General features: G+C 61.8%; 12 protein-coding genes. 8 read left to right on the plus strand and 4 right to left on the minus strand.

Going from position 1 to position 11,714, the window contains the following annotated elements; all coding sequences use genetic code 11:
- Window positions 1-203: 203 nt before the first annotated feature.
- Together GY725_23875 and GY725_23880 are read right to left on the minus strand one after the other, a co-directional pair.
- Window positions 204-992: a mechanosensitive ion channel gene (locus GY725_23875; protein MCP4007234.1), complete on the minus strand. Its 789-nt coding sequence runs from the start codon at window positions 990-992 to the stop codon at window positions 204-206.
- Window positions 993-1,141: 149 nt separating this feature from the next.
- The gene (locus GY725_23880) at window positions 1,142-1,990 is read right to left on the minus strand and encodes a ThuA domain-containing protein (protein MCP4007235.1); all 849 of its coding nucleotides are present in this window, start codon (window positions 1,988-1,990) and stop codon (window positions 1,142-1,144) included.
- A gap of 140 nt (window positions 1,991-2,130) precedes the next feature.
- Between GY725_23880 and GY725_23885 the strand changes: the two genes are divergently transcribed.
- Both GY725_23885 and GY725_23890 read left to right on the plus strand, forming a co-directional pair.
- Window positions 2,131-2,589 (plus strand): hypothetical protein, encoded by a 459-nt coding sequence (locus tag GY725_23885; protein ID MCP4007236.1) that lies wholly within the window; start codon window positions 2,131-2,133, stop codon window positions 2,587-2,589.
- A gap of 6 nt (window positions 2,590-2,595) precedes the next feature.
- Window positions 2,596-3,078: a winged helix-turn-helix transcriptional regulator gene (locus tag GY725_23890; protein MCP4007237.1), complete on the plus strand. Its 483-nt coding sequence runs from the start codon at window positions 2,596-2,598 to the stop codon at window positions 3,076-3,078.
- A gap of 34 nt (window positions 3,079-3,112) precedes the next feature.
- Here GY725_23890 and GY725_23895 read toward each other — a convergent pair whose 3' ends face one another.
- The gene (locus tag GY725_23895) at window positions 3,113-4,492 is read right to left on the minus strand and encodes an acyl-CoA hydratase (protein ID MCP4007238.1); all 1,380 of its coding nucleotides are present in this window, start codon (window positions 4,490-4,492) and stop codon (window positions 3,113-3,115) included.
- Window positions 4,493-4,749: 257 nt separating this feature from the next.
- Between GY725_23895 and GY725_23900 the strand changes: the two genes are divergently transcribed.
- The 3 genes from GY725_23900 to GY725_23910 are packed head-to-tail and all read left to right on the plus strand — an operon-like array spanning window position 4,750 to window position 7,929.
- Complete coding sequence (locus GY725_23900) at window positions 4,750-5,697, plus strand: ribose-phosphate pyrophosphokinase (protein MCP4007239.1); 948 nt, start codon at window positions 4,750-4,752, stop codon at window positions 5,695-5,697.
- Between the two features lie 20 nt (window positions 5,698-5,717).
- Window positions 5,718-7,220, plus strand: coding sequence for an NAD(P)/FAD-dependent oxidoreductase (locus GY725_23905; protein MCP4007240.1), 1,503 nt, complete (start codon window positions 5,718-5,720; stop codon window positions 7,218-7,220).
- A 1-nt stretch (window position 7,221) separates the two neighbouring features.
- On the plus strand, window positions 7,222-7,929 hold the full coding sequence (locus GY725_23910) for a GNAT family N-acetyltransferase (protein ID MCP4007241.1): 708 nt from the start codon (window positions 7,222-7,224) through the stop codon (window positions 7,927-7,929).
- Window positions 7,930-8,003: 74 nt separating this feature from the next.
- Here GY725_23910 and GY725_23915 read toward each other — a convergent pair whose 3' ends face one another.
- The gene (locus GY725_23915) at window positions 8,004-8,288 is read right to left on the minus strand and encodes a metal-sensitive transcriptional regulator (GenBank protein ID MCP4007242.1); all 285 of its coding nucleotides are present in this window, start codon (window positions 8,286-8,288) and stop codon (window positions 8,004-8,006) included.
- Between the two features lie 195 nt (window positions 8,289-8,483).
- Between GY725_23915 and GY725_23920 the strand changes: the two genes are divergently transcribed.
- The 3 genes from GY725_23920 to GY725_23930 all read left to right on the plus strand — a co-directional run bounded on the left by GY725_23920 (window position 8,484) and on the right by GY725_23930 (window position 11,709).
- Window positions 8,484-8,867 carry a hypothetical protein gene (locus tag GY725_23920; protein ID MCP4007243.1) on the plus strand — a complete coding sequence of 128 codons (384 nt, stop codon included), beginning with the start codon at window positions 8,484-8,486 and terminating at the stop codon, window positions 8,865-8,867.
- 155 nt (window positions 8,868-9,022) lie between these two features.
- Window positions 9,023-10,360, plus strand: coding sequence for a TolC family protein (locus GY725_23925; GenBank protein ID MCP4007244.1), 1,338 nt, complete (start codon window positions 9,023-9,025; stop codon window positions 10,358-10,360).
- Window positions 10,357-11,709, plus strand: a complete 1,353-nt coding sequence (locus GY725_23930; protein ID MCP4007245.1) for an efflux RND transporter periplasmic adaptor subunit — start codon at window positions 10,357-10,359, stop codon at window positions 11,707-11,709. The genes GY725_23925 and GY725_23930 overlap by 4 nt, the downstream gene beginning before the upstream one ends.
- The last annotated feature ends 5 nt before the right edge of the window (window positions 11,710-11,714 follow it).

The following is an 11,714-nucleotide window of genomic DNA, read 5'->3' on the forward strand; positions in this document are numbered from 1 at the left end:
CCTGGTCCGTCTGAGGAATCTGGAGATGGCCCGATGACGGGTCGGAGCGCGACGGTGAGGTCGGAAGCAACCCCCGCCGGGCGTTTCGGAGCCACCAAAGAGCGCTGCGGCGTTCGGCGGAACCGCGCGGAGCACGTCTGGCGGGGGTTGCTTCCGACCGACTCGATTGCCTCGCCCCTCGAACACGCTTTTTCAGCAGCCTGCTAGGCCGATTTTTCGGGAAACTCGAGTACGTGCACGTCTCTCTGCGGGAAGGGGATGTTGCAGCCACCGGCCTCGAGTTTTTCCTTGAGCGCGCGTGTGAGATCCCAGCGCAGTCCCCAGTAGTCCTCCTTGGTGCACCAGGGTCGCACGACCAGATTGACCGAGGAATCGGCCAGTTCGGAAACTGCGACCGTCGGCGCGGGATCGCGGAGCGTTCGGGAATCGGAAGTGATCACGCGCTCGATGATCTCGATTGCGCGGCCGATGTCGTCGCCGTAACCGATTCCCATTACGAGGTCGATGCGCCGGGTGTCGTTGAAGGAGTAGTTCTTGATCGTGTCGCCGTAGATCTGGGCGTTCGGGATCGTGATGCGAATATTGTCTCCGGTATTGAGCAGCGTGTTGAAGATCGAAATCTCCGCAACACTACCCGCCTGTCCAGCGACCTCGACAAAATCCCCGACGCGGATCGGGCGGAAGATGAGCAGCATCACCCCCGCCGCGAAATTCGAAAGCGTTCCCTGTAAGGCCAGGCCAATCGCCAGGCCTGCGGCTCCCAGGACGGCGATCAGCGAGGTGGTCTCGATCCCGAAGAGGTTCAATACCGCAATGAGTACGACGGCGAGCGCGACGTAGTAGGCCATGCTCGCGAAGAACGGGATCAGCGATGCGTCGGTATTCGCCTTCGTCAGGACTCGGGTGACGCTCTTGCGAACCCAGTTCGCCACGATTCGCCCAATGATGAAAAGCGCGATTGCGCCGATCACACTGATGCCCCAAGTCGACATCAATTCGATGACGAGGTCGACGACGACCTGACTGTTCTCTCCGAACTGATCGGTATTCATGCTTGTCCTTTCGGGCCAATTCGATCGATTGTCAATTCGAATCTGTGACTGCTCCGAAACTATTCATGCGCCTAGAAGCTCATACGGTTTCAACCGGTCCGTTCAGCTTCCAGGCCCCACTCGATTCCGTTGCGAAGTAAGCGTTCGAAGGCCTCTGTCTCCCAGGGACCCCGGAAATGCAGAGGCGTTTTACCCGCGGCATCGATACTCTTGTCGACGAAGGGCTGGGTATTGGTTTGGGGCGTGTGGCAGTGCCCCGAAGCGAAATAGGCGACGGCCCCCGCGCCGTGCTTCCGAACATAGCCGAGCACGCGAGTCCGGCCGTCGGTTCCCACGGATGTGTCCTCGCCATAGGTAAAACCAAATTCCCGCGGCGCCGGGTTCTGAGCATCGAGATCCGATGTCGACAGCAACACGCGCGTTTCTGCCGGTGCGGTGAGTTCGATCAGATAGAGTTCATCGGCGATTTCGAAGGAGGCGGGCAGGCCGCGGGTCAGCGGATGATCGCGATCGCAGACGTCGACACGGAACTTGCGAACGGGTGGATGGTTGAGAAAGAAGGCTCCCAGGACCTGATGATGCTGGGCTCTCGACATCGTTCGCCCGGGACTTCCGTCTGGGATGGGTATTGCCCGGCCGCCACTCGTGCCGTGCAACGCCAGCCAGCGTCCGCCCGCATCGAGCCATTCCGCAAGCATTTTGGCCTGTTGATCGTCGGGGTAGGGGCCCGCGACATAGGTCACGAGCAGGCTGCTCTTCGCCAGCCAACTGTCGATTTCTGAAAAGTCACTGGAAACACTGGCGTTCACCCGCTCGTTCTCTTGCAGGATCTGCAGGATTCTCAAACGGGCGTAGTCGATGTCGTGACCTGCCCAGGAACCGCGGGGAAAACCCCCGGCGACGACGTGTACGCGAATGGCTGGTGAGGGATGAGGCATGGACGGCCAAGCCTACGACCCGTGCGTTCGGAGTTCAACTGTTCTTTCTGGCGGGGAGCTTTCTTCAAAAAGATTCCTTGGAATGTAATTGCATTCACGGGAATGTGATAGATTTTTCGAGAAATGAACCGGAGGCATGGATGAAGAACGCGACTTTGGGCGGAATTCTCGTACTGCTGCTCCTGGGGTGCGGGCCAATCGGGCCGATTGCGGGCGGTCGGCTCTCCGGAGATGTTCACACGAGTCCGGCCGCGAACTGGTCGGAGGTCGGAGCGATCGAAACAATCCAGCTGGAGACGAATCCCGCGGATCCGTACTCGATCAATGCCTGGTGCGGGGTGTATGCCGGTGCGCTCTACATTCCGACTTCTTTGATTCTTGGAGCCGACGAGCCCACCGAACGCGAGTGGGTTCAGAACGTGCTCACCGATTCGCGCGTGCGTCTGCGCGCCGACGGAAACGTCTACGAGTTGAAAGCGGTGCGCGTCGAGGATCCGAAGGAACTCGAGGCCGCCAGGGCTGCGTTGCTCGCGAAGTACGAGATCGAAGTCGACGATCACGTCAAGGCTTCCTGGCTGTTCCGCCTCGAGGCCCGCTGAGACGGCATGCGGCGGCGTCGCTCGAAGAGGGAGCAGATCCTGGTCTGGTCGGGTGTCGTGGCGCAGCTCGTGCGGACCCGGGCCAACCGCATCCTGAAAGACGCTGGCCTGCCTTATCCGCAATTCGTCCTCTTGCGCCACTTCTGTCACGACCCGGAGCGCGAGTGGACGGTGACGCAGCTGGCCGCTGCATTCGAAACCCGACAACCGGGAATCACCAAGAACACGAAGCGCTTGCTGGATCTCGGATTGCTCACAGCGAGGATTGATCCCGATGACTCGCGAAGGCGCTGGCTACGCGTCACGAAGAAGGGTTTGCGGCGACGCGATGCGCTCATCAAGATGCTCGAGCCGGATCAAGATCAGTTTTTCAGAGGCTGGAAGGCGAATGAGATCGACGAACTACACGGCGGGCTGGAACGATTGAAGACCTACCTCGACGAGAACCGCGACGCGATCGTCTTCCCGGGGTCGTCGCCGACTCGCTGAGTTCCGGCGCTGCGAAGGCTCCGGCTTGAGCCCTCTATCCGTCCTCTCGCCAATTCGGGGGATGGCTGCCGAGGGGCACCGAGGTCTGCTCCCAGCGGGCGGGTGTCTTCGACAGACGCACGATCGGTCCGAGATGTCGCAGACGACCCTGGGGAGTGTCCCGCTCGACGAACTCCGCAGCCAGAGAGTCTGGGTCGAGACCCGACGCGCCCGACGGATCGACACGCGGTCCGGACTGGAGCCAGCGGCCGGTCTGACACAGAGACGCGCGCACCGCCCAGCTACCGCCTTCTTCGGCGCGGCGGGCGAGAGCGATCAGGGTGCCGAACGCGGCCAGATAGCCGGTCGTATAGTCAGTGGCCGCTGCGGGTAGCAGTGCGGGGCATTCCGCCGATCCTTGCTCCACCGCGATACCGCTTGCGGTCTGCGCTAGTTGCTCCCATCCGGGTCGCGTCTGCCAGGGACCCCCATTGCCGTAACAGTTGATCGAAACGGCCACGATTCCCGGACGCAGTCGTGCGAGATCCGACTCTCCAAAACCGCGCCGCTCGATCGAACCCGCTCGGAATCCCTGGGAGAACACGTCGGCGCCCGCGACGAGCGCAGCGAGTCCTTCACGACCACGCACATCGTTCAGGTCGAGATGTGCAGAGCGCTTGCCGTGGCCCGTATCGAGCACGAACGGTGCAACGAACGGCAGGTCGGGGCCGCTGATCTTGAGGACCTCGGCACCGTGCGCGGCCAGGGTTCGCGCGCAAGTCGGGCCCGCGAGAACCCGGGTCAGATCGAGCACGCGCAATCCGGCGAGCGGCCGCGAACCGAGCGGCGGTCGTTCAGGGGGTGCGTCAGCGATGCGAAGAACCTCGACTACGGGCCGAGAAGCCAGCCACTGGCCCTGGGGATGCGCAGACCATTCGTCGGCAGTGCGCGCCACGGCACCGCACAGTCCGGCGTCTGCGAGTGCATCTTCGAGAGCGAGCGCATCCCAACTCGCGACTGCACGGCCGATCGCTTCCGCGTCGTCTGCACAGCCGAGCAATTTCAGCGCGCCTTCTCGCAATCTCGGAAAGCCGCCGTGCAAGTGAATCCAGCGCCCGTCGCGCGTGGGGTACTGGGCGACGGTGGCGAAACTTCCCGCGGGTCGTGGTGTAGGAGCCCCGGCGACGCTCTGGAGGGCAAAGCTCAACAACGAAGCCGCGGCGCCTCGCACATCGACTCGGACGGACTGGCGCTCGCCGCCGCGCAGTGCGTGAAACTCGGCGGCGGCCGCGCCTACAGCTCCAAGAGCAGCCGCTGCGGCTTCGCCGATATCGAAAGCCGTCGGCAGGGTCGGATCACGGCCCTCGATGCGTACATCGAGCGCGTCGGCATCCAGGCGGCCGAGTTCGAACAGTTCTGCGAGTCGAGGGGTCACGCAGCGATTCTAGCTCGTCGCCGAGGCTTGTCGCCGAGAGTCATCGTCTAGAAAGAACGCAGAAACGCCCGGAAACGGCTGCGGAGGATGGCTTCAGAGCCACGTTCTCAGCCCGAACGGATTCCCAGCCCACCCGGCGCCCATCGCTTTAACTTCCGATAAGGAGCATTCTGTTAAATAGGAAACTCAGCGGAGCCGGGGCGCCCAGTCTCCGCGAGTTCCCCCGCGCCGTCCAATTCCGGGCTAGGATGGTCCGCGTGAACGCAGACGAAATCCGCATCTTTGGGGGGTCCGGAAGCCCGCGCCTGACGGCCGCGATCTGCGAGAAGCTCGGCCTCGAACCCGCCCGGGGCGAAGTCATCCACTTCTCCGAGGGCAATCTCTTCGTGCGCGTCAACGAGAACGTGCGTGGGCGCCGGGTCTACGTGGTCCAGTCCACGGTCTTTCCCGCCAATGACCTGTTCATGGAGCTCCTGTTCTGGATCGATGCGCTCAAGCGCGCGAGCGCCGAGTCTGTGACGGTTCTGATGCCCTATTTCAGCTATGCCAAGGGCGACAAGAAAGACGAGCCCCGGGTGTCGATTCGTGCGCGAGTCTGCGCCGATGCGATTGAAGCAGCGGGTGCCGACCGCGTCGTCACGCTCGATCTGCACGCGGGACAGCTCCAGGGCTTCTTCCGCATTCCGGTCGATGATCTGTACGCACAGAACGTATTATGCGATGCGATTCGGGCCGAGACTTCGGGCGATCTCGTAGTCGTATCTCCCGATGCCGGCTTCGCCAAGAAGGCGCGGCGCTTCGCTTCAGAACTCGGCGCGCCACTGGCCATCGCCGATAAAGAGCGAAAGGCGCACGACGAACGGGCGGAGGTGCTGGGCATCATCGGCGAAGTCGCCGATCGCACGGCCGTGATCGTGGATGATTTCACGATCTCGGCGGGCACGTTGATCGAGGCCGCGGAGATGTTGATGGCCAAGGGCGCGCGGCGTGTGGTGGCGGCAGTCTCCCACGGAGTGTTTGCCAAGGGTTCGATGGAGCGGCTCGAGCAGAGCCCCATCGAGCGACTGATCACGACCGACTCCGTCGAGACCCAACCGGTCAAGCTCTCCCCTCGCGTCAAGCTGGTTTCGGTCGCCCCGCTGTTTGCAGAAGCCATTCGTCGCATTCACAATCGCGAAAGTATCAGCGTCCTGTTTCCCGATTGACGCCAAGGGAGCCCCGAACCATGACGAGCGCGGAAACCCAAGCGAAAGCTGCGGCGCAGAGTGCCGAACACTTCGATGTCCTGATCGTCGGTGCCGGAATCTCCGGAGTCGGCGCGGCCTATCATCTGACCCAGCAATGCCCGGGAAAGAAGTTCGTTGTCCTCGAAGGCCTGGAGAGTTTCGGCGGCACGTGGCTCATGCACCGCTATCCGGGCATCCGCTCCGATAGCGATCTCTACACCTTCGGCTATCGCTTCAAGCCGTGGACCGGACCGCCGATCGCAACGGCGGAAGAAATCCTCAGCTATATGGGCGAGGTCATCGAGGAAAACGATCTCGCCCAGCACATCCGCTATCAGCACAGGATCGACACGGCGAACTGGTCGAGCGAGGAGAATCTCTGGACGATCGAAGGCCATCACGCGGAGAGTGGCGAACCGGTTCGCTTCAGGGCGAACTTCCTCTGGATGTGCCAGGGCTACTACCGGCACTCCGAAGGCTACACGCCCGAGTGGGAGGGAATGGAGGAGTTTCACGGCTCCATCGTTCACCCACAGACCTGGCCCGAGGACCTCGACTACAAGGGCAAGAACGTCGTCGTGATCGGATCGGGAGCGACCGCGGCGACCGTCGTTCCGGCAATCGCGGGCGATTGCTCTCACGTCACCGTACTCCAGCGTTCACCTACCTACTTCATTCCGGGCCGCAATGAGAATGAACTCGCGGACCAGTTGCGCGAACTCGATGTCGACGAGGACTGGATTCACGAGATTACGCGCCGGAAGATCCTCTACGATCAGGCCGACTTCACGCGTCGGGCGGTCGAAGAACCGGAGCAAGTGAAACAGGAGTTGATCGAAGGCGTTCGCGCCCTTCTGAAACCGGATTACGACATCGAGAAGCACTTCACGCCCACCTATCGACCGTGGAGGCAACGCATCGCCTTCGTGCCCGATGGCGATATCTTCGCGGGAATTACATCGGGCAAAGCTTCTATGGTCACTGATGAGATCGAGCGTTTCAGCGAAAAGGGAATCCTGCTGAAGTCGGGCGAGCTGCTCGAAGCCGATGTCATCATCACTGCGACCGGTTTCAATCTCAACGTGCTGGGCGACATTGATTTCAGCATCGACGACAAGTCACTCGAATTCTCCGACACCGTCACGTACCGCGGCATGATGTTCACCGGTGTGCCCAATATGCTCTGGATCTTTGGCTATTTCCGGGCGAGCTGGACGCTACGGGTCGACCTGCTCGCGGACTTCGTGTGTCGACTTCTCAATCACATGGATGCGGTAGGCGCAAAACGGGTGACGCCGAAGCTCCGGACGGAAGACGAGAGCATGCCACTGCTGCCCTGGCTGGACCCGGAGAATTTCAATCCGGGTTACATGATGCGCAAGATGCACTTGCTGCCGAAGCGAGGCGACACGCGCGAGTGGCAGCACACTCAGGACTACTGGGCGGAAAGGGTCGAGATTCCCGCAATCGATCTCGACGACAGCGTGTTCGACTACGAGTGAAATGGCCCAACTGATCGCCCTTCAATTCGATACCTTGCTAGTCTGCAACTCTCGCGGTCGGCTCACGAATACGAGAGCCATCGACGCCCGTCCGGTGCCGCGCCTCTTTCTGGGTCGCTCTATTGAAACCGACTCTCCCGGAACCCATATCTGGGCAGTTCGCGAAGACGTCGATTCGACCCTCTATGATCGCTTGAAGGATCTGTGCGAAGCTGAGCCTCGAGCAGCCGAACTCGACCCGGCGCTTCCGCCGACCTGCCGCGAGCACGCCTGGGAACTTCTTTCACCCATCACCTTCGAGCACCGCGGTCCAGCCTACGCACTGCCGGACGCCCTCCCCGAGTTCCCACGCGCACGCGAAGCCCCGCCCGAACGGATACGCGAGTACCTGGCGGCGTTCCCGACATGGAAACCCGATGACGAAATCGATCCGCAAGAACCCATGGCCTTTGCCTTTGTGGGAGGAGAACCTGCGGCCTTGTGTCACTCCGCGCGCGCAGCAACCCGTGCCGCGGAAGCCGGCGTGGAAACTCGTCCGGAATACCGGGGTCGTGGACTCGCCGTCGAAGTCACTGCGTGCTGGGCGCGAGCCATTCAGAACACTGGGCGCACGGCTTTGTACAGCACGTCATGGGACAATCGAGCATCGCAAGCGGTGGCACGCAGACTGGGAGCGCGGCTCTACGGAGAAGACTGGTATCTGACCTGAGAGGGCCTTCTGGCGCGAAGCTCAGAGATCGAATCTTGAGCCGATGCCCGCGATCGCGACCTGTTCAGCACCCGCTAAGGCCGAACCCGTCCGAAGCGCGAGAAGACCTCCATCAATTCGTCGAGTTTCTGTTTTCTCTCGCGCGGTTTTCCGCTTTCGAGGGCTCCAGCGACGCAGGTCTCGACGTGGGCCGACAGGACCAGATGTCCCACGCGATCGAGTGCGCCTTCCACGGCGGCCACCTGATGCAATACGTCGACACAGTAGCGATCCTCCGCCAGCATGCGTTGGATCCCCTCCACCTGCCCGGCGATTTTCCTGAGGCGATTCAAGGCTTTGTTTCGAGTTTCTTCCTTCATGTTCGAGCCTCCTCGCCTATATTCTCTTGCCAGGCCGTCGCCTCCAGGAGTATCCTGGGATACCCCCATAGGGTATCAACTCATCGGCGAAAATGACCGACGAGTGAGTTGAAAGACGATGACCTTCCGAATGCGTTCTGAATGCGCACGGGAAGGCCAACGGAAAGACCGGCAGAAGTGAACCGACGAGCGCGAATGCGATTCATGATCTCCCTGATTGCCCTGATCGGGCTACAGGGATCGGTCTGCGCTTCTGCATGTCTGGCGATCACGAGTTCCATCTCTGCAACGTTTGTCGCCCAGGATCTCGCTTCAACTGAACCGGCTTGCCACGATTCCGGCGAGCCGGCGCAAGACCCGTCGGATTCGGACGCCGAGTGCACCTGTTGCACCACACTCGATGCGGTACCTGGCAAGACGGTTTCGACCGCTCGCAGCAATGACTCCACGCCCGCGATCGCGAGCACGGTCGTGTTCCGCCCTCTTCCGCCACCCGCCCATCGCGAGTTCGTCAGGCTCGACGTCGCGCGAATACCACCGCCCGACATCCTTCTTCTCAAGTCGATTCTCATCATCTGATTTCCCGAAGTCCCCACGCGGCTCTGCGCGTTTCGAGGACACCGCTGCGCTCTGAACGGATCAGCCGTCGGCGCAGCGCGATCTCGTGACACGACGGAACCCTGGTGCTGTGTCGAAACTTCGCGCAGCGGAATCGAGACTTCGGGAGATCGGCAATGAAGAACAGAACCACTGTGGGAGCAGGCGTGATCATCGCCCTGCTTCCGCTGCTAGCGTTTTCAGCCTGGGCTCAGGCCAGTGAAGGCGGCGAGAAACCCACATCGTTTGATTCGGAAGCAACCCGTGCGGCGATTCCGAAACCGCTGACACTTTCCTGGTGTCTCGAGCGAGCGCGCGAAGCGAATCCCACACTCCAGCGAGTCGCCGCGCAAGCCTCTGCTGCGAGGCATCGCATCGTACCGGCCGGATCGCTGGAAGATCCCCGACTCGCGTACGAGGCCAGCAATATTCCGACGGGAGACCTCGACTTTCACTCGACGCCCCTATCGGGCCACCAGTTCAGGTTGCGCCAGAAGCTCCCCGTTCCCGGACTTTTGTCGCGGCGCGAAGAAGCGGCGAGGCGCGCCGCGCAGGCCTCTGCACTGCTCGTCGAGGATCAGGGATTCCTGACCGATAGTGCGGTGGAAGTGGCGTGGGCTGAACTCGGTTTTGCCCAACAAGCGCTCGACATCACGAGTCGAAACATCGGCCTGCTTCGGCAGCTTTCAGAGACTGCAGAATCCAGGTATCGCGTCGGAAGCGGTCTCCAACAGGACGTGCTGCGCGCACAGGTCGAACTGACTGCATTGCTTCGCGAACGTCTGCGTCGTGTGGAAGCGATCGAGCGAGCCGAGTCCCGGCTGGTCGAACTCCTCGACTTGCCCGCAACTACACGGCTCTCGCGGACCTCCGAACTCAGGATGACGACCGAAGAACCTCTGCTCCGGCCACTTCTCGGCGCGCTCGAAGAACGAAGCACCCGGCTTCGCGCTGCGGGCCGCAGCGTAGAAGCGGCCCGTGCGCGGGTGCGCGCGGTCGAACTCGAAGGGCTTCCCGACGTCGATCTGGGCATTGGCTACCGAGTGCGTTCGAACGTCACCGGAGACAGGGTAGACGGTGACGACTTTCTTTCCGCCGGAGTCGTTCTTCGCATTCCCGTCAATCGTTCGAAGTGGCGCGCCCGGGTAGCCGAACAGAAAGCGCTTCTGCGCCGTGCCGAAGCCGACTATCGGGCTACCCGCGCTGCGCTCGCATCCCAGACCCGCCGCGCTCATGCGGAACTGATCCGCGCTGCATCCGAAGAAGCTCTTCTCGTGACAGGACTCGTTCCACAGGCACAGCAATCCCTCGAATCGAGTCGCTCGGGATACAAAGTCGGGCGAATCGGGTTCCTGAGTCTGCTCGATAGTCAGGTCAGGCTTCTGGGTGCAGAACTTCGCCTGGCTCGCACGCGAGCCGACAAACGCCTGGCCTTCGCAGCGCTCGAGTCTGCGGCCGGGGAGAAACTGCGATGAACGCGAGACAACTCCTTCTCCTGCTCGTCTTGCTTCCCCTGGCCCTGGCCGCTGGCTGGTGGGGGCGCGGTTTGTTCCCGAAGGAATCCCCGATCGATCAGAGTGCCATCGGTGCGACCTCACAAGGCCCGTGTCCCGGAGGCGCATCGCCGCTCTACTGGGTGGCTCCCATGGACCCAACTTTCATTCGGGAGGAACCCGGGCAGTCGCCCATGGGAATGGACCTCGTTCCGAAGTGTCCCGACAGAAGCGGCGAGACGCCCGGACGCAGTGTCGTCATCGATTCCGCTACCGTGCAGAACATCGGCGTGAAGACCCTCACAATCGAACGGAGGGACCTCGCGCGCTCGGTGCGTGCCGTGGGCCGCATCGCGTATGACGAGCGTCGCGTCGCCCACGTGCACACGAAGGTGCAGGGCTGGGTCGAAAAGCTGTTCATCGATTTCATCGGGCAGACGGTGAAGCGTGGAGAGCCGCTTCTGGAGATCTACTCACCCGAACTCGTCGCAACACAGGAAGAGCTTCTGCTCGCCGCGCGCTATCGGGACGCGACGGAAGGCAGTCCCTTCGACGATGTTCGAGGCGGAGGTGAATCGCTTTTCGCGGCGACGAAACGACGCCTTGCGCTCTGGGATGTTCCCGAACGCGACATCCAACGCCTTCTCGAGACGGGCGAGGTAAAACGGACCCTCACCCTCTACGCGCCGGCTTCGGGCGTCGTGACTCAACTCGGTGTGCGCTCGGGAATGGAGGTCAGGCCAAACCTGAACCTCTATACGATTGCCGATCTGTCTCGTGTCTGGGTGCTTGCGGACATCTACGAGTACGAACTTCCGTGGCTTGCGCTCGGCCAGCAAGCGGCGATCGAACTGCGTTCATTGCCCGGAGAGTGGATGCGCGGCGAACTCAGCTACATCGCTCCATTTCTCGATGCGAAGACTCGCACGGCGGAAGTGCGCTTCGAACTCGATAACAAGGACGGCAAACTCAAACCGGAAATGTTCGGCAATACGGTGATCACGGGTGCACCTCATTCGGATGTGATCGCTGTCCCGACCGATGCCATCATCCGTTCGGGAACCCGGGCGATCGCCGTCGTTTCGCTGGGCGAGGGACGTTTCGAACCGCGAGACATCCAACTCGGACTCGACACGGGAGATGGCTGGTTCGAAGTTCGTTCCGGTCTACGATCGGGCGAAGACATCGTCATCTCCAGTCAGTTCCTCATCGATAGCGAGAGCAAACTCCGAGAAGCGGTCCGGAAACTCCGGGCCGCCGGAGCCGGCGAGAACGCAGACTCAGCACTGGACTCGGATGGTCGGGATTCCGGCAGCCGAGACATGGAGTAGACGTC

It is taken from the genome of bacterium, from assembly GCA_024226335.1.
GTDB lineage: Bacteria > Myxococcota_A > UBA9160 > SZUA-336 > SZUA-336 > JAAELY01.

Excerpts from the sequence above, each read along its gene's own strand:
- GY725_23875 (MCP4007234.1), bottom strand. The coding sequence starts at position 992 with ATGTCGACTTGGGGCATCAGTGTGATCGGCGCAATCGCGCTTTTCATC.
- GY725_23905 (MCP4007240.1), top strand. The coding sequence starts at position 5,718 with ATGACGAGCGCGGAAACCCAAGCGAAAGCTGCGGCGCAGAGTGCCGAA.
- GY725_23910 (MCP4007241.1), top strand. The coding sequence starts at position 7,222 with ATGGCCCAACTGATCGCCCTTCAATTCGATACCTTGCTAGTCTGCAAC.
- GY725_23885 (MCP4007236.1), top strand. The coding sequence starts at position 2,131 with ATGAAGAACGCGACTTTGGGCGGAATTCTCGTACTGCTGCTCCTGGGG.
- GY725_23925 (MCP4007244.1), top strand. The coding sequence starts at position 9,023 with ATGAAGAACAGAACCACTGTGGGAGCAGGCGTGATCATCGCCCTGCTT.
- GY725_23890 (MCP4007237.1), top strand. The coding sequence starts at position 2,596 with ATGCGGCGGCGTCGCTCGAAGAGGGAGCAGATCCTGGTCTGGTCGGGT.
- GY725_23880 (MCP4007235.1), bottom strand. The coding sequence starts at position 1,990 with ATGCCTCATCCCTCACCAGCCATTCGCGTACACGTCGTCGCCGGGGGT.
- GY725_23915 (MCP4007242.1), bottom strand. The coding sequence starts at position 8,288 with ATGAAGGAAGAAACTCGAAACAAAGCCTTGAATCGCCTCAGGAAAATC.
- GY725_23930 (MCP4007245.1), top strand. The coding sequence starts at position 10,357 with ATGAACGCGAGACAACTCCTTCTCCTGCTCGTCTTGCTTCCCCTGGCC.
- GY725_23920 (MCP4007243.1), top strand. The coding sequence starts at position 8,484 with ATGCGATTCATGATCTCCCTGATTGCCCTGATCGGGCTACAGGGATCG.